General features: G+C 67.6%; 17 protein-coding genes. 6 read left to right on the top strand and 11 right to left on the bottom strand.

Features of this window, described 5'->3' with window-relative positions:
* Nucleotides 1–3 precede the first annotated feature (3 nt).
* Together OC534_RS00725 and OC534_RS00720 are read right to left on the bottom strand one after the other, a co-directional pair.
* Nucleotides 4–1,071 carry a LacI family DNA-binding transcriptional regulator gene (locus OC534_RS00725; protein WP_026070492.1) on the bottom strand — a complete coding sequence of 356 codons (1,068 nt, stop codon included), beginning with the start codon at nucleotides 1,069–1,071 and terminating at the stop codon, nucleotides 4–6.
* A 42-nt stretch (nucleotides 1,072–1,113) separates the two neighbouring features.
* Entirely contained in the window at nucleotides 1,114–2,406 is a 1,293-nt protein-coding gene (locus tag OC534_RS00720; RefSeq protein WP_262071211.1) for a sugar MFS transporter, read from the bottom strand.
* Between the two features lie 369 nt (nucleotides 2,407–2,775).
* Here OC534_RS00720 and OC534_RS00715 point away from each other — a divergent pair, with 369 nt between their 5' ends.
* From OC534_RS00715 to OC534_RS00705, 3 genes are all read left to right on the top strand, one after another.
* Complete coding sequence (locus tag OC534_RS00715) at nucleotides 2,776–3,795, top strand: glucokinase family protein (protein WP_262071210.1); 1,020 nt, start codon at nucleotides 2,776–2,778, stop codon at nucleotides 3,793–3,795.
* 131 nt (nucleotides 3,796–3,926) lie between these two features.
* Entirely contained in the window at nucleotides 3,927–6,548 is a 2,622-nt protein-coding gene (locus tag OC534_RS00710; protein WP_017354401.1) for a TonB-dependent receptor, read from the top strand.
* 96 nt (nucleotides 6,549–6,644) lie between these two features.
* A complete protein-coding gene (locus OC534_RS00705; RefSeq protein ID WP_262071209.1) occupies nucleotides 6,645–8,981 on the top strand; it encodes a family 20 glycosylhydrolase in 2,337 nt (778 codons plus the stop codon).
* Nucleotides 8,982–9,043: 62 nt separating this feature from the next.
* Here OC534_RS00705 and OC534_RS00700 read toward each other — a convergent pair whose 3' ends face one another.
* Together OC534_RS00700 and OC534_RS00695 are read right to left on the bottom strand one after the other, a co-directional pair.
* The gene (locus OC534_RS00700; RefSeq protein ID WP_246864022.1) at nucleotides 9,044–9,424 is read right to left on the bottom strand and encodes a VanZ family protein; all 381 of its coding nucleotides are present in this window, start codon (nucleotides 9,422–9,424) and stop codon (nucleotides 9,044–9,046) included.
* Between the two features lie 10 nt (nucleotides 9,425–9,434).
* Nucleotides 9,435–10,619, bottom strand: a complete 1,185-nt coding sequence (locus OC534_RS00695; protein WP_262071208.1) for an SAM-dependent methyltransferase — start codon at nucleotides 10,617–10,619, stop codon at nucleotides 9,435–9,437.
* Nucleotides 10,620–10,675: 56 nt separating this feature from the next.
* Between OC534_RS00695 and OC534_RS00690 the strand changes: the two genes are divergently transcribed.
* Complete coding sequence (locus OC534_RS00690; RefSeq protein WP_017354405.1) at nucleotides 10,676–11,413, top strand: pteridine reductase; 738 nt, start codon at nucleotides 10,676–10,678, stop codon at nucleotides 11,411–11,413.
* Between the two features lie 25 nt (nucleotides 11,414–11,438).
* Here OC534_RS00690 and folK read toward each other — a convergent pair whose 3' ends face one another.
* A complete protein-coding gene (gene folK / locus OC534_RS00685; protein ID WP_153164783.1) occupies nucleotides 11,439–11,921 on the bottom strand; it encodes a 2-amino-4-hydroxy-6-hydroxymethyldihydropteridine diphosphokinase in 483 nt (160 codons plus the stop codon).
* Between the two features lie 84 nt (nucleotides 11,922–12,005).
* On the opposite strand from folK, the gene OC534_RS00680 reads away from it, so the two are divergent.
* The gene (locus OC534_RS00680) at nucleotides 12,006–12,740 is read left to right on the top strand and encodes a proteasome-type protease (protein WP_017354407.1); all 735 of its coding nucleotides are present in this window, start codon (nucleotides 12,006–12,008) and stop codon (nucleotides 12,738–12,740) included.
* A gap of 42 nt (nucleotides 12,741–12,782) precedes the next feature.
* On the opposite strand, the gene OC534_RS00675 is transcribed toward OC534_RS00680, so the two are convergent.
* The 4 genes from OC534_RS00675 to OC534_RS00660 all read right to left on the bottom strand — a co-directional run bounded on the left by OC534_RS00675 (nucleotide 12,783) and on the right by OC534_RS00660 (nucleotide 17,129).
* On the bottom strand, nucleotides 12,783–14,300 hold the full coding sequence (locus OC534_RS00675) for an ATP-binding protein (protein WP_017354408.1): 1,518 nt from the start codon (nucleotides 14,298–14,300) through the stop codon (nucleotides 12,783–12,785).
* Between the two features lie 4 nt (nucleotides 14,301–14,304).
* A complete protein-coding gene (locus OC534_RS00670; protein ID WP_153164784.1) occupies nucleotides 14,305–14,745 on the bottom strand; it encodes a response regulator in 441 nt (146 codons plus the stop codon).
* The gene (locus tag OC534_RS00665) at nucleotides 14,742–16,562 is read right to left on the bottom strand and encodes an ATP-binding protein (RefSeq protein WP_017354410.1); all 1,821 of its coding nucleotides are present in this window, start codon (nucleotides 16,560–16,562) and stop codon (nucleotides 14,742–14,744) included. Before OC534_RS00665 ends, OC534_RS00670 begins: the two co-directional genes overlap by 4 nt.
* A 198-nt stretch (nucleotides 16,563–16,760) precedes the next feature.
* A complete protein-coding gene (locus tag OC534_RS00660; RefSeq protein ID WP_017354411.1) occupies nucleotides 16,761–17,129 on the bottom strand; it encodes a BON domain-containing protein in 369 nt (122 codons plus the stop codon).
* Between the two features lie 174 nt (nucleotides 17,130–17,303).
* Here OC534_RS00660 and OC534_RS00655 point away from each other — a divergent pair, with 174 nt between their 5' ends.
* Complete coding sequence (locus tag OC534_RS00655; RefSeq protein ID WP_262071207.1) at nucleotides 17,304–18,347, top strand: oxidoreductase; 1,044 nt, start codon at nucleotides 17,304–17,306, stop codon at nucleotides 18,345–18,347.
* Nucleotides 18,348–18,356: 9 nt separating this feature from the next.
* Here the strand turns inward: OC534_RS00655 and gnd are convergent, their stop codons facing one another.
* Together gnd and OC534_RS00645 are read right to left on the bottom strand one after the other, a co-directional pair.
* Complete coding sequence (gene gnd / locus OC534_RS00650) at nucleotides 18,357–19,265, bottom strand: phosphogluconate dehydrogenase (NAD(+)-dependent, decarboxylating) (protein WP_153164785.1); 909 nt, start codon at nucleotides 19,263–19,265, stop codon at nucleotides 18,357–18,359.
* A gap of 3 nt (nucleotides 19,266–19,268) precedes the next feature.
* Complete coding sequence (locus tag OC534_RS00645; protein ID WP_229296504.1) at nucleotides 19,269–20,537, bottom strand: hypothetical protein; 1,269 nt, start codon at nucleotides 20,535–20,537, stop codon at nucleotides 19,269–19,271.
* Nucleotides 20,538–20,540 lie beyond the last annotated feature (3 nt).

The following is a 20,540-nucleotide window of genomic DNA, read 5'->3' as shown; positions in this document are numbered from 1 at the left end:
GACTCAGGTCGTTTCAGGAGAGGGAGGGCGTGCACCCTGCGGGCGCATCGGGGCAGTGGAACCGCGCACCACCAGTTGCGGCACGAAGCCCTGGTTCTGCAGCTGCAGCGGCGCATCGTCGTAGGCATCGCTGCGCAGCTGCGCGATCAACAGGCGCGCGGCGTGCCGTGCGATGTCTTCGGTGGCCTGCTTGGCGGTGGTCAGCGGCGGCCACGACTGGCGCGAGAACGGGCTGTCCTCGAAGCCGGCAATGGACAGGTCGTAGGGCACGTTCATGCCGGCCGACTTGGCCGCCGCCAGCACGCCGGCAGCAATTTCGTCGTTGGAGCCGAAGATCGCGGTGGGCGGCTCGCGCAGCGCCAGCAGACGGCGGGCGCCGCGGAAGCCGTCATCGAAGGTGTAGTCGCCCTGCACCACCAGGTGCTTGTCGATGGTCATGCCGTAATCGCGCAGCGCCGCCTCGTAACCGGCATGGCGCTCGCCGCTGGAGCGGTGCGAGCTGCCGCCCCACAGGAAGCCGATGCGCTGGTGGCCAAGCTGGATCAGATGCTCGGTGATCTCGTAGGCGGCCTCGCGATCGTCGACGAACACGCAGGCACCGTCTTCCGGGTCGGCGGTGGCGGCAATGATGCGCACCAGCTTGATGCCGCGCGCGGTCAGCGCCGCGACCAGGTCGCGGCGTTCGGACATCGGCGCGGTCAGCACCAGCCCGGCCAGACGCGAACGCTGCACCCAGTCGGCCAGTTCCTCGGCCAGCATCGGCGAGCTGGAGTCGCACGGATGGATCTGCAGCCCGAAGCCGGTCTCGCGGCAAGCGGCCAGCACGCCGTTCTGCACGCCGATGATGTGGTACGGGTTGGGGTTGTCGTAGACCAGCCCGACCACCAGCGTGGTGCCGGTGCGCAGGTTGCGCGCGGCGGGATCGGGCTCGTAGTCCAGTTCGGCGATCGCGCGCAGCACGCGTGCCCGCGTGGCCTGCATCACCGAGGGCTCATTGTTGATGACGCGCGAAACGGTCTTCAACGACACCTTGGCCCGTTCGGCGACATCCTTGATGGTCGCTCTGCGCATGCTCTTGTCCTGCAGGTTCCGTGGAGCGTCCATGATCGCCGATCACTGGCCGTCGCGGGACAGGCCGACCCGGTGACCCCGGACCGAGTAGAACAGGATGTACAGGTAGCACGGGATCATCAGGCCGGCGAACACCCACTGGAAGTCGATATGCTGCTTCAGCACGGCGAACGCCTGCGGGATGATCGCGCCACCGGCGATGGCCATCACCAGCAGCGCCGAGCCGGTTTCGGTGAAGCGGCCCAGGCCCCGGATGGCCAGCGGGAAGATCGCCGGCCACATCATCGCGTTGGCAAAGCCGAGCGCGGCCACGAAGCCCACCGACACATAGCCGTGGGTGAGCAGCGCACCGGCGCAGAACACCACGCCCAGCACGGCCGAGATGCTCAGGTAGCGCGACTGCGAAACCAGGTGCGGAATCAGCGCCAAGCCGACCAGATAGCCCACCAGCATCGCGCCCAGGGTGATCGAGGTGAACATCTTGGTCTGGTCCAGCGGCAGGCCGAAGCCGTGGCCGTAGGTTCCGATCGCGTCGCCGGCCATCACTTCCACGCCGACATACACGAACAGGCACAGCACACCAAGCCACAGGTGCGGGAACTGGAAGATGCTGGTGCGCTCGGCCACGCCGGCCGCGCGTGCCGGGGTGGCGTTGGCCTCGGCGGTCTTCAGCTCCGGCAGCGGCGAGAACAGCACACCCACCGCCAGCACCACCAGCAGCCCGGCCATCGCCATGTACGGCAGCTGGATCTTGGCCGCGAAGTCATTGAGCAGCACCGTTTTGGCTGCCGCATCGGCCACTTTCACCTGCGCATCCAGGTCGCCGATACCGTGCAGCACCAGGGTGCCGATCAGTACCGGGGCCAGCATGCCGGCGATCTTGTTGCAGATGCCCATCAGGGCGATGCGCCGCGCGGCCGTCTCGATCGGGCCGAGGATGCTGATGTACGGGTTGACGGCCGTCTGCAGCAGGGCCAGGCCGCTGCCGATGACGAACAGGCCACTGAGCGCGCCGGGATACCAGCGCTGCTGCGCGTAGTGGGCAAACACCACCGCGCCGGCCGCCATCACCAGCAGGCTCAGGCTGAGGCCCTTCTTCATACCGGTGCGCTTGAGGATCCACGATGCCGGCAGCGCAAGGAAGAAATAGGACAGGTAGAACACCATCAGCACCAGGAACGCGCCGACTTCGTCCAGCTCGAAGGCCAGTTTGACGAAGGTGATCAGCGGGCCGTTGAGCCAGGTGAAGAAGCCGATCAGGAAGAACAGCACGCCGATGATCAGGATCGAGGTGACCACGCTGGAACGCGCGGAAGCAGCAGGCACTGCAGACATCTGGAAGGCTCCTGCATCGACGGCGCGCAGAGCGGCGTCGGACGAATGGCTGGGAACAACGTTGTCACATTTATTCGACGTGCCCGCTGTCTTTGTCAACAACTTGCTGCGGCCCCGCGCTGCCATCCGGTCATGCTGCACCTGCGCAAACCGCTGCGCTGGGCCTGCAGCACCGGCGTGCAGCGCCGGTTTTCAGCGCGTTTGCGAAAACATGACGGCAGTGCGGTGAAAACGTTTTCGCGCGCAACCGCCCGTTGCAGCGCACCATCGAAAGTCGGAGGTTATCGTTGACATCGTTGTCAGAACGATTACAGACTCCGCCTCAATCGCCGGGCAGCAGCCTGGCCGTGCGCACCCAAGGGAGTCCGTGTGACCGCAGCTGCCCACTCTGTCCAGGCCCATGCCGCCTCCCCGGCGGTGCCGCCGTTCCTGGCCGCCGACGTGGGCGGGACGCATGTGCGGGTGGCCCGGGTCCAGGCCAGCCAGGATCCGGACCATCCGGTGCAGCTGCTGGAGTACCGCAAGTTCCGCAACGCCGATTACCCCGGGCTGAGCGCGATCCTGGCCGAGTTCCTGGCCGACGGCCCGCGCCCGGCCCACTGCGTGGTCGCCACGGCCGGCTATGCGCGCGACGACGGCACGGTCATCACCGCCAACGTGCCGTGGCCGCTGTCGGCCCGGCAGATCGAACGTGAGGTCGGCCTGGACCAGGTCTACATCGTCAACGACTTCGAAGCCGTGGCCTATGCCGCCGCACAGGTCGATGCCAGCGGTGTGCTGCAGCTGACCGGACCGGCCACGGCGCCGCGCGGCCCGACCCTGGTGGTCGGCCCCGGCACGGGACTCGGCGCGGCCGTGTGGATTCCCACCCCGCACGGGGCAGTGGTGCTGGCGACCGAAGCCGGCCAACCGACCCTGGCCACCACCACCGAACTGGAAATGGCGATCGTGCGGCAGATGCTGCGCGACCGGTCGCACGTGTCGGTCGAGCAGGCACTGTCCGGCCCGGGTCTGATGAATCTGTACCGCGCGCTGTGCGCGATCAACGGCCAGGCACCCACGCTGGCCAGTCCGGATGCGATCACCGCTGCGGCGATGGCCGGCCAGGACGCGCAGGCGCGCCAGGCGCTGGAGGTGTTCTGCGGGCTGCTCGGCAGCACGATCGGCGACATGGCCCTGCAATACGGCGTCACCGGTGGGGTGTACCTGGCCGGCGGCATCCTGCCGCAGATCCGCGAATTCCTGTTGAACAGCAGTTTCGTCGAGCGCTACCTCAACAAGGGGCCGATGCGCGAAGCGCTGGAACGCATTCCCGTGAAGGTGGTCGAGCACGGGCAGCTGGGCGTCATCGGCGCTGCCAGCTGGTACCTGGGCCGTCAGGACGCCTGAGCGGGCGCACCGGACAACGCAACACGCAGTACGTGGCAGAGAAAGACGCGCACCGGCAACGGGCGCCCGGCAAGGTCGAACCAACCGCACGCCGTCGCTGGCGAACCATCGGATTGATGAGGAGAGACATCATGAACCACCGCAAGAGTCTGCTTTCGGCAGCCATTTTCAGCTGTCTTGCCTTCAGCGCCCACGCGCAGCAGACGCCCCAGGACCTGGACACCGTGCAGGTCGTGGGCATCCGCGCCAGCCTGGAGAAGTCGCTGGACACCAAGCGCAACAACGTCGGTGTCTCCGAAGCGATCACCGCCGAGGACATCGGCAAGTTCCCGAGCACCAACGTCGCCGAGGCGCTGTCGCAGATCCCCGGCGTCACCCTCGACCGTCGTTTCGGCCAGGGTGAGCGCGTCAGCATCGACGGCACCGATCCCAGCCTCAATCTGACCTTCCTGGACAACCACCCGGTCGCCCAGGCGATCTGGCTGTACGGCGAGCAGCCCAACCGTGGCTTCGACTACACCCTGCTCTCGCCGCAGATCCTGGGCCGTGCGGAAATCATCAAGTCGTCCGAAGCGCGCCTGACCGAAGGCAGCCTGGGCGGCACGGTGCTGATGCACAGCCGCAAGCCGCTGGACCTCAAGCAGAACGAAGTGGCTGCCTCGATCGGCTACAGCTACAGCCAGCAGGCCAGCGAAGGCAAGCCGAATGCGTCGGCGCTGTACAGCTGGAAGAACGATGAGGAAACCTTCGGCATCGCCGTGTCGGCCCAGCACTACGAAGAAGCCGTGGACCGCCAGGGCATCGAAGTGTTCGGTTATGCCAAGGCCTCCACTTTCACCAATGCCACCGGCGTGGCCGGTGACGTGGACGTGCCCAACTCGATCAACGCCGCGTGGTTCCAGCAGGAACGCAAGCGCGACAGCGCCGTGGTCAACCTGCAGTTCAAGCCGACCGATGCGCTCGAGTTCAATCTGAGCGGCCTGTACATCAAGGAGAGCTTCGACAACTACAACCAGTCGATGTACTCGTTCCTGACCTGGAATCCGGGCACCGTCGGTGCGGTGGACCAGCTTGGCGGCGTGCGCAACGGCGTGGCCACCAGCGGCCACTCCAACGCCAGCGCCACCGCCAACAGCGGCACGGTGATCTACGACAACAACGTGCGCGAATCGGAAGTCACCACCAAGGGCCTTGACCTGCGTGGCGCCTGGAAGGGCGAGCGCTGGGGCGTGAGCGGCCAGGCCGGCCAGAGCAAGTCGGAAAACAAGGATCTGGCCCAGTACTTCATCGAGCCGTTCTACAACGGTGCGTACAGCTGGAACATCAACGATGGCCTGAAGTTCGACAACCCGACCGACGCGCGCGATCCGGCCAAGTGGAACTCCGCCGGTGGCTGGTTCGGCAACAACGGCGTCTTCTCCACCGAGAGCAAGGACAGCTACGCCCAGCTGGATTTCAACGTCCAGTTCGACAGCATCTTCAACCAGCTGCAGTTCGGCGTGCGTCACGGCAAGCATGACGAAGACTTCAAGCTCAACGTCTACGGCGGCGTCCGTCCGGGCAGCCTGGCCGACGTCGGCACCATCGGGCTGACCGACATCCAGGGCTTCGGCGACGACCAGTCGCGCCACATCCAGGCCGGCCGCAACAACGTGCTGAACTGGGTCAAGGGCAGCCCGCTGGACTTTGCCAACCCGGATCCGTCCAGCTACCTCAACAACAGCTGGGCCCTGCAGCAGACCAACAACGCCGCCTATGCACAGTTGAACTTCTCCAACGGCCCGCTGCGCGGCAACGTCGGCGTGCGCTACGTCGATTCCAAGACCAAGGGCAGCGGCTTCGTCTACGGCGGCACACCGACCCTGGACGACCTGGACAGCAAGTGGCAGACCCGGACCAAGTCCGAAGACTTCATCCTGCCGTCGCTGAGCCTGGCCTGGGATACCGACAGCGACTGGGTGTTCCGCTTCGCTGCCGCCAAGGTGATCGCCTGGGCGCCGTACAACCAGATGGTCAACAACACCTTCCTCAACGACACCCAGCTCACCGGCAGCGGCGGCAACGCCAATCTGTCGCCGTATGAGTCGTGGAACTACAACCTGTCGGCCGAGTATTACTTCGCCCCGCAGTCGGTGGTCGCATGGTCGGTGTTCTACAAGAAGATCGACAACTACATCGATACCTCGGCCACCATCGAGCGTCAGTACAACTCGATCCGCGATACCTCGCCGGCCAACTGGGCCAACATCGTGGGCACCAACGGCTGCGCGGCTGATGGCTACTGCGACTACAGCATCCAGCGTCCGCGCAACGCCGGCAGCGGCCACGTCAAGGGCTTCAATATCAGCTTCCAGCAGCCCTTCGGTGAAAGCGGCTTCGGCCTGACCGCCAATTACACCTACGCCAACGGTGAGAACAACACCGGTGATCCGCTGCCGTACCAGTCGCGCAATGCGGTGGCCTTCAGCCCGTACTACGAGAAGGGCCCGATCAACGCGCGCCTGACCTACAACTGGCGCTCGCATTACCTGGCCGGCGGCTACGTGGCCGGTGCCGCCCCCGCCAGCGTGGACGACTACGCCGAACTGGGTGCGAGCGTCGGCTACACCTTCAACGAGAACTGGTCGCTCAACATCGACGCACAGAACCTGCTGGATGAAACCTACTTCCAGTACCTGGGCGACAAGGAGCATCTGGCCGGCAAGTACAAGAGCGGCCGCCGCTACATGGCCACCCTGCACTTCAAGTTCTGATTCCCGACGCAGTACGCTGAACGCCTGAACGACGGGCCCGGACCTCCGGGCCCGTTTTTACAGGTGGACCCCGATTCGCTACAAAGGAATGACCCGATGCTCACCCGCACCCGTCGTACCTCGCTGTCGCTGCTGACGTTCGCGCTGGCTGCTTCCCTCGCACCGCTGGCCCAGGCCGCCGATGCCCTGGCACCCGATGGCCCGCGCGCCCTGCCCGGTTCGCTGCCGCTGATGCCCGTGCCAGCCAGCGTCGAACGCATCGACGGTGCCGGTTACACCGTCACTGCCACGACGCCGGTCCATGCCGAGGGCGATGCCGCGCGGCGCGTCGCGGGGCAGTTCACCACCCTGCTGCGCGACAGCGGTGGCCCGGCGCTGCAGGTGCAGGCGGGCCGCGGCAAGGAGGGCGTGCGCTTCGTGCTCGACAAGGCGCTCAAGACCGGCGCGGAAGGCTATCAGCTGCGCACCGGCAGCACCGGCGTGACCGTGCAGGCCGCCACCGAAGCAGGCCTGTTCTACGGTGCGGCGACCCTGTCACAGCTGGCTACCACGGGCGCGGGTGGCACTGTGCCGGCGCTGCGCATCGACGATGCCCCGCGCTTCAGCTGGCGCGGGCTGATGCTCGATTCGGCACGCCACTTCCAGAGCCTGGACGAGATCAAGCGCGTGCTCGACGCGATGGCCGAACAGAAGCTCAATACCTTCCACTGGCATCTCACCGACGACCAGGGCTGGCGCATGGAAATCAAGCGCTACCCGAAGCTGACCGGGGTCGGCAGTTGCCGCATTCCTGCCGGCGACGGCGGCCGCGATCCGGCCACCGGCGCGCCGCGCCCGTACTGCGGGTTCTACACCCAGGACCAGATCCGCGAGGTCATCGCCTATGCGGCCGCGCGCCACATCCAGGTGATTCCGGAAATCGACGTGCCCGGCCATGCCACCGCCGCGATTGCCGCGTACCCCGAACTGGGCACGCTGGATACCCCGCTCACGCCACTGAGCGAATGGGGCGTGTTCCCGAACCTGTTCAACACCGAGGAAAGCACGTTCCGATTCCTGGAGAACGTGCTGGAGGAAGTGATCGCGCTTTTCCCCGCCAAGTACGTGCATGTGGGCGGCGATGAAGCGGTCAAGGACCAGTGGAAAGCCTCGGCCCGGGTGCAGGCCCGCATGCGCGCGCTTGGCGTGGGCGACGAGATGGAGATGCAGAGCCATCTGATCAAGCGCTTGGAGAAGTACCTGGAACAGCACGACCGCCGCCTGATCGGCTGGGACGAGATCCTCGAAGGCGGCCTGCCGCCGGAGGCCACGGTGATGTCGTGGCGCGGCACCGAGGGGGGCCTGAAGGCCGCCAGCGAAAGGCATGACGTGATCATGTCGCCGGTCACCGACATGTACATGGACTACCTGCAGACCACCTCGGACAACGAACCGCCGGGCCGCCCGCTGACCACGCCGCTGGCGCGCGTGTACGGCTTCGAGCCGGTCCCCGACGCGCTGGCGCGCGACAAGCAGCAGCACATCCTCGGCCTGCAGGCCAACATGTTCACCGAGCACACGCGCAGCTACGCGCGCCTGCAGCACAACCTGTTCCCGCGGTTGGCCGCCGTGGCCGAAACCGGCTGGTCGCCGCGTGAACGCCGCGACTACGGCGACTTCCTCGCACGTCTGCCGACCCAGCTGCAACGCTGGCAGGCGATGGGGATCGCCTACGCGCAGACCCCGTTCGAGGTGGAACTGGACACCCGCGACGACCGCAAGGCCGGCACCGCCACACTCACGCTGCGCAATCCGCTGGGCTACGAGATCCGCTACAGCACCGATGGCAGCGCGGTCACGCCACAGTCGCCGCGCTACAGCACGCCCCTGCAGCAGCCGCTGCCGGTCGCGCTGCAGGCGGCCGCCTTCTTCGACGGCAAGGCGCTGGCCCGTGCGGCCAGCCGCTTCGATATCACCGCCGCCTCGCTGCTCAGCCGCACCGATGAGCACCTGGCGCTGTGCCCGGGCGAAGGCAAGCTGCTGCTGCGGCTGGAAGACGACGGCCCGGCCGACGGCGCGCGGGCGATCTTCAACGTCAACATCTTCAATCCGTGCTGGTTCTGGCAGGACGCGGACCTGGACGGCATCGCGCGCCTGCGCGTGCGTGCCGGCCAGATTCCGTACTACTTCCAGCTTGCCCACGACGAGCCGCAGCGCCGATTCAGCCCTGCGCGCAGCGCGCACGGCGAGATGGACATCCTCAACGGCCAGTGCGATGGCGCCCCGCTGGCGACCGTGCCGCTGCCCGCCGTACCGGGCAAGGACGGCTTCATCACCCTGGAGGCCGCGCTGCCGCGTTCGCTCAAGGGCACGCAGAACCTGTGCGTGCGCTTCACCGGCGACACCCGGCCGACGATGTGGGTACTGGACGAACTGACCCTGCTGCCGAAGTAGGGTTCACCCCAAAGGGGTCGTGCCGGCCGCTGGCCGGCACGACCTGCGATGGGTGCGGTGGCTTACCCGCGCAGGCGGACCAGCAGATCGCGCAGCGGGGTGAACGCGAGCGCCATACCGGCCAACACGCCAAGACTGTTGGCCAGCGCATCCATCGGGTCGGCCATGCGGTCGCGGGTCAATGCACCCTGCGCGACTTCAATGCCGATGCCCAGGCCAACCAGGCCCACCGCTGCCCATGCCAGTGGCGCACGTGGCCGGTAGATCTGGACCGCCGCCGAAGCCAGCAGGAAATACGCCAGGAAGTGCTCGACCTTGTCGCTGTTCTCCGGCAACGCCAACGGCGGTGGCGGGATCAGGCACACAGTGACCGTGACCAGGATCGCCAGCCACCACAGCGCCAGCCACACCCGCGGCCAGCGCAATGGCTTCAACACGACGATGCCTGCCACCTCACAGGCGCCAGGTCAGGTCGCCGAGCAGGAATGCGGCCTCGAACGTCACATCGCGCTGGAAGCCCATCACCTGGAAGCGCTCACCCATTTCTGTGGGCAGGGTGAGTTTCTTGACCTGGTCGCGCAGGCGCACGCGCCCTATCTCGTCGGTGCGCGCCTCCGCCTTCTCCAGCAGCCCGTCCAGGCCGTTGCCGAGCAGGAAACTGGCCTGCGTGCAGTAGCCGGCAAGCTCGAACCCCGCCCCGGTGCCGGCCTCGGCCAGCGCGGTGAAATCCACCGACGCGGTCAGGTCCTGCAGGCCCGGCCAGCGGTAGACATCGTTGTGGACGTGGTGGCGGTAGAACGCGCGCATCGTGCCGTCGTCGCGCTCGTCCTGGTAGAACTCGATGCGCGGATAGCCGTAATCCACGAACAGCATCGCGCCACGCTTGAGGCCGCCGGCCACCGCCTGGATCCAGTACGGCAGCTGCGGCAGCAGCTCGGACCGGTAACCGTCGGCGAAGGGCTTTTCGCGGTAGGCCTCCACGTGCCGCACGGCCGCACCGAGCAGCGCGTCGGCCGGCTGCGCACCGCGCACGAAGGCGCCCTGCGCGTCCAGCTCCACGGTTTCCTCGTAAATCATGCCGTCCTTGGCCAGGAAGCGCGGCGTGGGCAGCGCATCGATCACCTCGTTGGCGAACACCATGCCGTCCCAGTCGTCGTCGAACGGCCCGTCCAGCCATTCCACCAGCGCGAACAGCGGCGGTACCAGCGCCTTTTCCAGGCGTTCGCGCTGGCGCTCGCGCAGGTCCGCGCTGGGCTCCAGGATCGCGTAGCGGTCCGGCAGCGCATCCAGCTCCAGCATGCGCTTGAGCAGGATCTCGGCGAACGCGCCGCTGCCGCCGCCCAGTTCCAGGAACCGCGCCTGCGGGCCAAGCTGCTGCATCACCGGCGCGACCGCGTTGGCCACGGTGGCGGCGAACAACGAGCCGATTTCCGGCGAGGTGGTGAAATCGCCGGCGCTGCCGAACTTGCTGGCGCCGGCGCTGTAGTAGCCCCACCCGGGGGCGTACAGGCTCAGCTCCATGAAGCGCGCGAACGGCATGGCACCGCCATTGGCGAGGATTTCCTCACGCAGGGCGGCGGCCAGCGTCTCGCTGTGGGCCAGGGCGTCGGACTCGGGAAGGGGCAGTGGGGAATGCATGGCGCGGGCGATTGCGGTGACAATGCACAGCATAGCCGAGCAGGGAGTTACCCCCGATGACCGACACCGCGCCCGTGGCGCTGATCACCGGCAGTGCGCGCCGGATCGGCGCGGCCATCGCCCGCCAGTTCCATGCCTGCGGCTGGTCGGTGGTGCTGCACGCCCATACCTCCACCGCCGAGCTGCAGCAGATGGCCTTCGACCTGGACATGCTGCGCCCGGGCAGCGTGCTGGCCCTGCAGGCCGACCTGCGCGATGCCGACGCCCTGCCCGACCTGGTCGAGCAGACCGTGGCGCAGTTCGGGCGGCTCGACGCGCTGGTCAACAACGCCTCCAACTTCTACCCCACCCTGCTCGGCCAGATCACCGCCGAGCACTGGGACGACCTGTTCGCGGTCAACGCGCGCGCGCCGCTGCTGCTGGCCCAGGCCGCCGCGCCGCAGCTGCGCCGCCACCAGGGCAGCATCGTCAACCTGACCGATCTGCACGGTACCCAGCCGATGCGCGACCATCCGGTCTACAGCGCGGCCAAGGCGGCACTGGAAATGGTCACCCGGTCACTGGCGCTGGAACTGGCCCCCAAGGTCCGGGTCAACGCGGTGGCGCCCGGCGCGATCCTCTGGCCCGAGCAGGGCAAGGACGATTTCGCGCAGCAGGCGCTGCTGGCCCGCACGCCACTGGCCCGCACCGGCACCGTGGAGGAGATCGCCGAAGCCGTGTACTGGCTGGTCAGCGACGCCCCGTTCATCACCGGCCACACCCTGCGTGTGGATGGCGGCCGCCAGCTCACCTGACATGGGTGCCGGTCAGCGGCCGGCCCTACAGCGCCACTTCCTCGAAGCGGTCGTGGTGCTGCCCATGTGCCCGCCACAGCGTCGCCAGGTCCAGCCCGCTGACCGGGTCGATGAAGTCCGGGGCGATGTCGGCCAGCGGCTTGAGCACGAACGCGTGCTTGAGCTCGGGGCGCGGAATGCGCAGGTGGCCGGGCCCTTCCACGATCAGGTCGCCATAGAACACCACGTCGATGTCCAGGGTCCGGTCGCTGAAACGGGGGCCGCTGCGATCACGCCCGTGGGCGTCTTCCAGCGCGTGCAGCCAGGCATCCAGCGCGTCCAGCGGCAGGTCGGTCTCGATCACCACCGCGTTGTTGAGGAATGCCGGACCGTCGAAGCCGACGGCCGCCGTCCGGTAGGCCGGGGAGACGCGGATGTCGCCGAAGCGCGCGCGCAGGGCCTCCACCGCGGCGTGAAGATGCTGTTGCGGCTGCAGGTTGCTGCCCAGGCTCAGGAGCGCAGTGGTCATGGTATTCAGCGTGCGTGGGGCGAATCCACATGGTGCCGTCACGGCCACCGCATAGAATCGGGGTGCACATCATAGGACACCGACATGACCTATTGCGTCGGCATCGAGGTGAACGAAGGCCTGGTCTTCGCCGCCGATACCCGCACCAACGCCTCGCTGGATGATGTCCGCGTCCACCGCAAGCTGCATGAGTTCGAGTTTCCGGGCGAAGCGGCCCTGGTGATCATGGCCGCCGGCAACCTGGCCACCACCCAGCTGCTGATCTCGCGGCTGCGCCGGGACGTGGAGGAGCAGCGCGCGGAAAACCTGCGGGCGTACCGGCACCTGTTCGAGGTCGCCGAGTATGTTGGCCGCGTGCTGGTCGACAGCCAGGTCAATGCCACCTCGCAGGACGCCGGCCACGATGGCATCGTCACCCACGCCACCCTGATCCTGGGCGGACAGATCGCCGGCGAGCACCCGGGCCTGTACATGATCTACCCGCTGGGCAACGCCATCGCGGCCTCGCCGGAAACCCCGTTCCTGCAGATCGGCGAGTCCAAGTACGGCAAGCCGATTCTGGACCGCATCCTGCGCCCGCAGACCCGCCTGGAAGACGCGGCGCGCACCGCGATCGTGTCGCTGGATTCGACCATCCGCTCAAACCTGTCGGTGGGCCTGCCGATGGACCTGGTACTGATCCGCGACGGCGACCTGCGCATCAGCCAGCGCATGCGGCTGGCCGGCGATTCGCCGTTGTATGCCGAAATCCACGGCAGCTGGTCGCACAAACTCGAGCAGGCCGTTGCCAGCCTGCCGGCGTTTCCCTGGGAACACTGATGCAGGTACCGGCCGCTGGCCGGTACGCCCTTGCAGACGCCCTTACGCCGTCTCCAGCGCCTCGGCCACCGAGCGGAACACCTGCTGCATTTCCAGCGGCTTGCGCAGCACGTGCACGTTGATGGACGGCGGGAACACCGCCAGCGGCACGGTCACGTCGGCTTCTTCCAGCACCAGCGCCGGCCCTCGATAGCCAAGCGACGCCATCTCGCCGAGCAGATGGCTGGCCGAGAGCAGCTTGGAGCCGGCATCGGCGATCACCAGCGCCGGCATCGCCTCCTGCTGCATCCAGCGCAGCGCGGCCGCACCGTCGGAGGCCAACTGCAGGTGGTAGCCCTGGCTGGACAATGCGTTGCCGAGCAGGGACAGGCGCGTGGCCTCGCCGTCCACCACCAGAATCGACTGGCCGGCACCGGCAGCGATCGGCCCGTCGATGGCCTCGTGGGGGGCCGCCAGCTCCTGCATCGGCAGCAGCAGGTCGAAGCGGGTACCCACGCCGGGGACGCTGTCCACATGGATGCTGCCGTGCGCGCCTTCGACGATGCGCTTGCACGAAATCAGGCCCAGACCGGTGCCGTTGGCCTTGGTGGTGAAGAACGGATTGAACAGGTGCGACAGGGTGTCGGCGTCCATACCGGTGCCTTCGTCGGTCACCGAGATGCGCAGCCAGTCCTCGCCCTTCCCGTCCAGGTCCGCTGCCGCGCGCAGGGTCAGGCGTCCGCCGCCGGGCATGGCCTGGATCGCGTTCAACGACAGGTTCAACAGCACCTGCTGCAGTTCGGTGTAGTTGGCATCCACCGCCAGGCCTTCCTCGGCCACGTCCAGCTGCAGGGTCACCTTGTCGGGGAGGTTGCTGCGCAGCAGCAGCTCGACCGCCTCGAACAGATGGGCGATGCAGATGTGCTCGCTCGGCTTGCGCGAGCCACGTACGAAGGAGAGCATCGACTCGGCCATCTCGTGGCCGCGCCGGCCGCACTCGGCGATCACGTCGGCCAGGTGGTGCAGCTGCGGGTCCTCGGTGCGGGCCTTGAGCAGGTCCGGCATGATCAGCAGCGGCTGCAGGATGTTGCGCAGGTCGTGGCTCAGCCCGGCCGCCAGCAGCGACAGGCTTTCCAGCCGCTGGGCGCGCATCAGCTCGGCTTCCACGCGCTGGCGTTCGATGCCGCTGCGCGCCTCGCGCACGGCGCGGGCCACCGCCGACGGCAGTCGCGCCGGATGGTGCTTGATGATGTAGTCGTTGGCGCCCTGGTGCAGGGCCGCCACCGCGTTTTCCTCACCCATCGTGCCGGACACGAAGATGAACGGTACATCCGGGCAGGTGGCGCGCACGATCTGCAGGGCCTCGTTGCCGGAGAAGCCGGGCATGCTCAGGTCCGAGAGCACGATGTCCGGCAGGAAGCGCTCCAGCGCCTCGCGCAGTTCATCGGCGCTCTCGACCCGCTCGAAACTGGCCTCAAGGCCGGCATCGAGCATCTGCTCGCACATCAGTTCAGCGTCTTCCGGCGAGTCTTCGATCAGCAGGACACGCAGTGCACCCAACGCAGGGCCGGTCAGCGGCATGGGATTACTCGAGTTCCGGAGCCTGGTTGATGACGGCCCAGAACTTGCCCAGGGTCTGCACTGCGCCGAAGAACTGATCCACGTCCACCGGCTTGACGACGTAGGCGTTCACGCCCATGTCCCAGCTGCGGGCCAGATCGCTCTCCTCGCGCGAGGAGGACAGGATCACCACCGGCAGGCGCTTGAGCTCGTCGGTGCTGCGGATTTCGCGCAGCACTTCCAGGCCGTCCATGCGCGGCATCTTGATGTCCAGCAGCAGCACCGCCGGCAGACCTTCCTCGCGGTTGGCGAAGGCGCCACGACGCAGCAGGTAGTCCATCGCTTCGACGCCGTCTTCGACGTGCACGATCGGATTGGCCAGGCGGGCTTCTTTCAGCGCGTCGACCGCCATCTCGGCGTCGGCAGGGCTGTCCTCGGCAAGGAGGATGGTACGGAGTGCGGTCATGCGGCAGAGCCCTTGTTGATTGCGTCGAGTGCAGGAGGAAGGAGGAAGTGGAACGTGGCGCCCTGGTCGACCACCGACTCGGCCCAGATGCGGCCACCGTGCCGGGTCAGCACGCGGCGCACGCTGGCCAGGCCGATGCCCGTACCTGGGTAGTCGCTGGCCTTGTGGAGCCGCTGGAACACGCCAAACAGCTTGCCGGCGTAGGCCATGTCGAAGCCGGCGCCGTTGTCGCGTACCGAGAACAGGTGGCTGCCATCGGGCTGCAGCTTGTAGTCGATCTCGATCCGCGCCGGATCCCGGGTGGAAGAATACTTGATTGCGTTGCCCAACAGGTTCAGCCAGACCTGCCGCATCATGTTCTCGTCGGAAACGATGATCGGCAGCGGGGCGATCGACCACTCAACCTGCCGCTGGACGCCGCTGGCCTCGGCTTCGCTCTGCAGGTTGGCGTCCAGCATCGAGCGGGTGTCGGCAACCAGCGACTGCATGTCCACCGCCTGCAGGCGCATCGCCGCCCGACCCAGGCGCGAGTAGACCAGCAGGTCGTCGATCAGCGCGGCCATGCGCCGCGCCGAGTTGGAAATCACCCCGAGGTAATGCTGGGTCTTCTCGTCGGCCTCCTCGCCCAGGTGGCGGGTGAGCTTGTCCGAGAAGCCGGCGACATGCCGCAACGGCGCGCGCAGATCATGCGAGACCGAATAGCTGAATGCTTCCAGTTCGCGATTGACCTCCGACACCTGCTCGACCTTGCCTTCCAGCTGGCGGTTCAGTTCCTCCACGCGCTGCTGTACCGCACGCTGCACGGTGACATCGCTGACGGTCATCAGGACGACTTCGTCGTCCTTGTCCGGCAGCGGCATGCGCCGCGCGTTGATCAGCATCGTGCGCGACACGTCGTCCGCCGTGCGCTGCTCGTGTTCGTAGTCCCACAGTTCGCGGCCACGCACCAGCACATCGGTCAGGCGCTGGCGCACCACCGCGTCCTTCCAGGCGCCATCGCCGACGGTGTCCAGCGCCATGCCGTCGGGCGAATCGGCCTCATCCAGACCGTACAGCTCGGCAAAGGCCGGGTTGTGCATCTGCACGCGCAGCTGGCGATCCAGCAGCACGATGGGTTCGCGCACCGTATGCAGCACCGAGGCCGCGCGTGCGGCCGAGCGCAGCGACTGCCGTTCGGCATTGAGGCGGTGGCCGATCTGCCGGTGCAGCAGCCACAGCACCAGGCCCAGCAGCAGCAGCTGCACGATCAGCGCGCTCCACGAGATAATGTCGCTCTGCCGCTGTTGCTTGACGAGGTTCGCGGTCCGCTGGGCGAGCAGATTCTCCTCGTGCTTCTGCAGGTCTTCGACCAGGTTGCGGATCGGGTAGCGGGTGGTCATGTCCTGAACCAGCTGGCGCTGGTCGGAGGTCGGCGAGGAGCGCGCCAACTGTTTGGCCAGCTCCATGCGCCGTTCCAGCATGGACTCGATGCGGCCGATGCGCACCAGCTGGTCGGGGTTGTCCTGGGTCAGCATCGCCAACTTGGACAACCGGGTGGGGATGTCGTTGGTCTGGGCCATGCGCTCGCGCAGCCCGGGCGCGTCGATGCCCTTGGACATCGTCAGCGCGGCCGATTCCACGTCGCGGACGTCGGCCTGCAGCTGGTACAGCGCAACGCCCACCTGCTGGGTATGACTCACCCACTCCATCGCATTGGCGTTTTCCTGTTGCAGCTTGCGCTGCGTCAGCCACGGCACCACGATGATGGCGATCGCCGCCAGTCCCAGTGCTGGCAAGCGCCAGCGATCCCAGATTTCATCACTGAAAACCAGTGCCATAGTCCCTCGTCAGCTCACTGTGCCGTGACTGGCCATGCGCACCCGCGGCAGGCCGTCAAGCGCGCCACACCTGCGGTGGCGGAATGGCCAATATACCGCAGCCCATGTGTGAATACGGTGGTGGACCGGGCTGATGAACGCATAAAAAAGGGCGCGCCGGATGGCGCGCCCCCTCGGGTGCGGGGATGTACCGGCCAATCAGCGGGCAGCGGCCACCTTCAGTGCGCTGGCATCGACGCGCTTGACGCCTTTGATGCCCTGGGTCACGCGGACGGCCTTGTCATGCTCTGCCTGGCTGGCCACGGTGCCACTGAGGGTGACAACACCGTTGACGGTCTCCACCTTCACTTCGGTGCCGGGGACGTTCTTGCTGGTCAGCAGGTCGGCCTTGACCTTGGTGGTGATCCAGCTGTCGGTCACCGGTTCGGCGGAGTCATGGGTGTCGGCATGGGTCATCGCCGCCGCGTCGGTGCTCTTGGGTGGGGTCTTGGCCATGACCGAGGACGTGCCCAGCACCATACCGAAGGCCAGCGAAGCAGCAAGCAGATTACGGGTAGTAAGGGTCATCTCGGATGTCTCCTGCGGGTTGGTGGGCCCAGTGTCGATGCAGCGCCGTGTGCAGCACGTCGCCGCGGCATAACGCTGCTGTGAACCGCTCAGCTTCCTGCACCGCCGTTCAGATTTCCGTGCGTCATGCGCAGCCGGTACGCTCTGCATTCCCCCTGCTTCGTGGAGTGCGACATGGCCACCGCGTTGAATATCGGGCTGATCGGCTACGGACTGGCCGGACGTGTGTTCCATGCACCGTTGATCCGGCACACGCCCGGCCTGGTGCTGCACGGCATTGCCAGTTCGCGGCGCGACCAACTGCTGCGCGAGTTCACCGACGTGCGCATCTGCGCCGATCCGCAGCAGCTGTTCGATGATCCCGCGGTGGATGGCGTGGTGATCGCCACGCCGAACGACACCCACGCGCCGCTGGCCCATGCCGCGCTGGCCGCAGGCAAGCATGTACTGGTGGACAAGCCGTTCGCGCTGTCGGTGGCCGAGGCCGACGCCCTGCTGCAGGCGGGGCTCGCCGCCGAGCGCGTCATCACCGTATTCCACAACCGCCGCTACGACGCCGATTTCCTGACCCTGCGCCAGCAGGTGGCCGAAGGCTGTCTGGGCGAGATCGCCGAGTGCCACTCGCATTTCGACCGATACCGGCCGCAGGTACGCGACCGCTGGCGCGAAGGCGACGGCCCCGGTGCCGGGTTGTGGATGGACCTGGGCCCGCACCTGCTCGACCAGATGCTGCAGCTGTTCGGCTGGCCGCAGGCGATCAGCGTGGATCTGCTGGCGCAGCGCGCGCACGCGCGCAGCGACGACTACGTCCATGCCGTGCTGCATTACCCGCGACACCGCGCGATTCTGCACGCCGGCTCGCTGGTGGCCGCCGGCACGCCGCGCTTTGCCGTGCATGGCAGCGCCGGCAGCTGGGTCAAGGAAGGGCGCGATGTGCAGGAAGACCAGTTGCGCCGCGGCATCGCGCCCGGTGCCCCGGGCTGGGGCATCGACCCGGTGCATGGACACCGGGTGGTGGTCGATGCCGAAGGGCACGCGCACCGCAGCAGCGTGGACAACCTGCCGGGCGACTACCGCGCCTGCTACGCCGCCTTCCGCGACGCGATGCTGGGCCAGGGCGAACCGCCGGTCACCGCCGCGCAGGTGATGAAGGTGATGCGCCTGCTCGATGCCGGCCAGCGCAGCGCCGCGCACGGCGCGCGCATCGCCCTGGAGTGAACCGCCGGCTCACCCCTTCGGGTGGATGGCGTGGCCACCGAACTCGTTGCGCATCGCCGCCAGCAGGCGGTCGCTGAAGGAGTTCTTGTCACGCGAACGCAGGCGCTCCAGCAGCGACAGCGTGATCACCGGCGCCGGCACGTCCAGGTCGATCGCCTCGGCCACGGTCCAGCGGCCTTCACCGGAGTCCTCCACGTACGGCGCGATGCCGTCCAGCTGCGGGTTGCGGCCCAAGGCATCGGCGCTCAGGTCGAGCAGCCAGGAGCGCACCACGCTGCCGTGCTGCCAGGCCCTGGCGACCTCGGCCAGATCCAGGTTGAACTCGGACTTGTGCTGCATCAGCGCGAAGCCTTCGGCGTAGGCCTGCATCATGCCGTACTCGATGCCGTTGTGGACCATCTTGCAGAAGTGGCCGGCACCGCTGGGACCCACATGCGCCCAGCCGCGGTCGGCCGCCGGCGCGAGCGTGCGGAAGATCGCGCCGACGCGCTCCACGGCCGCCGCATCGCCGCCGATCATCAGGCTGTAGCCCTCCTGCAGGCCCCACACCCCCCCGCTGGTCCCGCAGTCCAGGTAGGTCACACCGTCGGCCAGCAGCTGCGTGGCGCGGCGCATGGAATCCTTGTAGTACGAATTGCCGCCGTCGATGACTACATCGCCCTCGGCCAGGTGCGGGGCGAGCGACGCCAGCGTCTGGTCCACCACCTCGCCGGCCGGCACCATCAGCCACACCACGCGCGGCACCGGCAAGGCGGCCAGCGCATCGGCGACCGCCGCGGTGACCTCGATCCCGCGTGCGGCCGCGCTGGCACGCGCGCCTTCACCGGGGTCCACGCCGATCACGCGGTGCCCACCGCGCTGCAGCCGTTCGGCCATGTTGGCGCCCATGCGCCCCAGTCCAATCATTGCAATGTCCATCGATCACCTTTGCTCAGCTTGCGAATTCGTGTGGGGAGCCGGCACCCCGGCCGCGCACTGCCGCAGGCGTGCGTCGATCCAGCGCCGGTACAGCGTGGTATGCAGGTTGTGCAGCCCCAGCTCGATCGCGAACGGTGTGCGCGGATTGCGGTCGAGCAGGCGGGCCACGTGATACCCGATGGGACGTATACCGCGTGGGTGCACATAAATCAGGAACTCCCGGTAGAACGGATCGTCCAGCAGGGCGTCCAGTTCAGCCAGCAGCGCCCGCTTCTCCTCCGGCACCTCCCGCCGCGCGATCGGGTCACGCTCGATCAGCAGCCGCTCGAAGCGGCGTGGGCCAGGACCGGGCAACTGCGTGGCCAGCGTCCAGATGCGTCGGTTGACCGCGTCGTAGTGGGCAAAGCCGCCGTGCGTGCGCAGCGCGCGCGCCGCCGCATCGCCGACGTCCACCACCATGAAGTTCTCGGCCTGGTTGTTGATGTCGTCCAGATACTGGCGGTCGAACACGTGTTCGATGAATCCCGGTGCGCCAACGAATGCCTGCCGCCCGCGCTGCGCGGTCCGTCGCGCCTTGCCGTCGGCGAAGAACCGGCCGGCATGCCGGCCCAGCAGGATGCTGTCGGTCTGGTGCAGGGTCAGGAAGGTCCCGATCGACAGCTCACCCGGAGCGAACTCCGCATCGAAGGCGGCATCGCCGTACAGCTCGCGCTGGGTCGCCAATTGGGCCACCTGGCGCCCTACCCCGCATTCGGCGCGTACGCGGCCGGTGTAGAACGCGTCCAGCGCCGCGCTGTTGCCGGCCGCCGGCTGGTAGCCGCGGCCGAAGCTGCGGAAACCCGCCCATCCCTGCGCCTGCGCGCCACGCGCGCCGAAGCCGATCCAGCCGAGCTGCAGCGCGGAAAAGCGGAAGCCGTCGTTCGCCTCCAGGCGGGTGGCGGCACGTCTCGCGGCCTGGCCCAGCGGAAACGCATAGGCGCAGACCGTGGCCGGGTCCTCGAACAGGTCCTGCAGCACGCTGTCACGCTGGGCCTCGCTCCAGCGCGCGGGGATCTGCACGCGCAGGTCGCCGGCGGCCTGCGCCTGGGCGAGGTCGGCGCGCTCGCAGACCGGGCCACCGTGCACGACGGGCTCGGCAATATCGGCCACGTCGATGCGCCACCCCAGTTCGGTCAGCAGCGCCTGCGCGCACCCGCCAGACTGGCCCGAGGCCAAGGACGGCCCGAGCAGACCTGCCAGCAGCAGGGCCCGCAGCAGCGCGCACCTGGGCATCCG

The sequence above is a fragment of the Stenotrophomonas sp. Marseille-Q5258 genome, from assembly GCF_946900935.1.
Lineage (GTDB): Bacteria > Pseudomonadota > Gammaproteobacteria > Xanthomonadales > Xanthomonadaceae > Stenotrophomonas > Stenotrophomonas nematodicola.
This window is presented reverse-complemented; position numbering and strand designations above follow the sequence as displayed.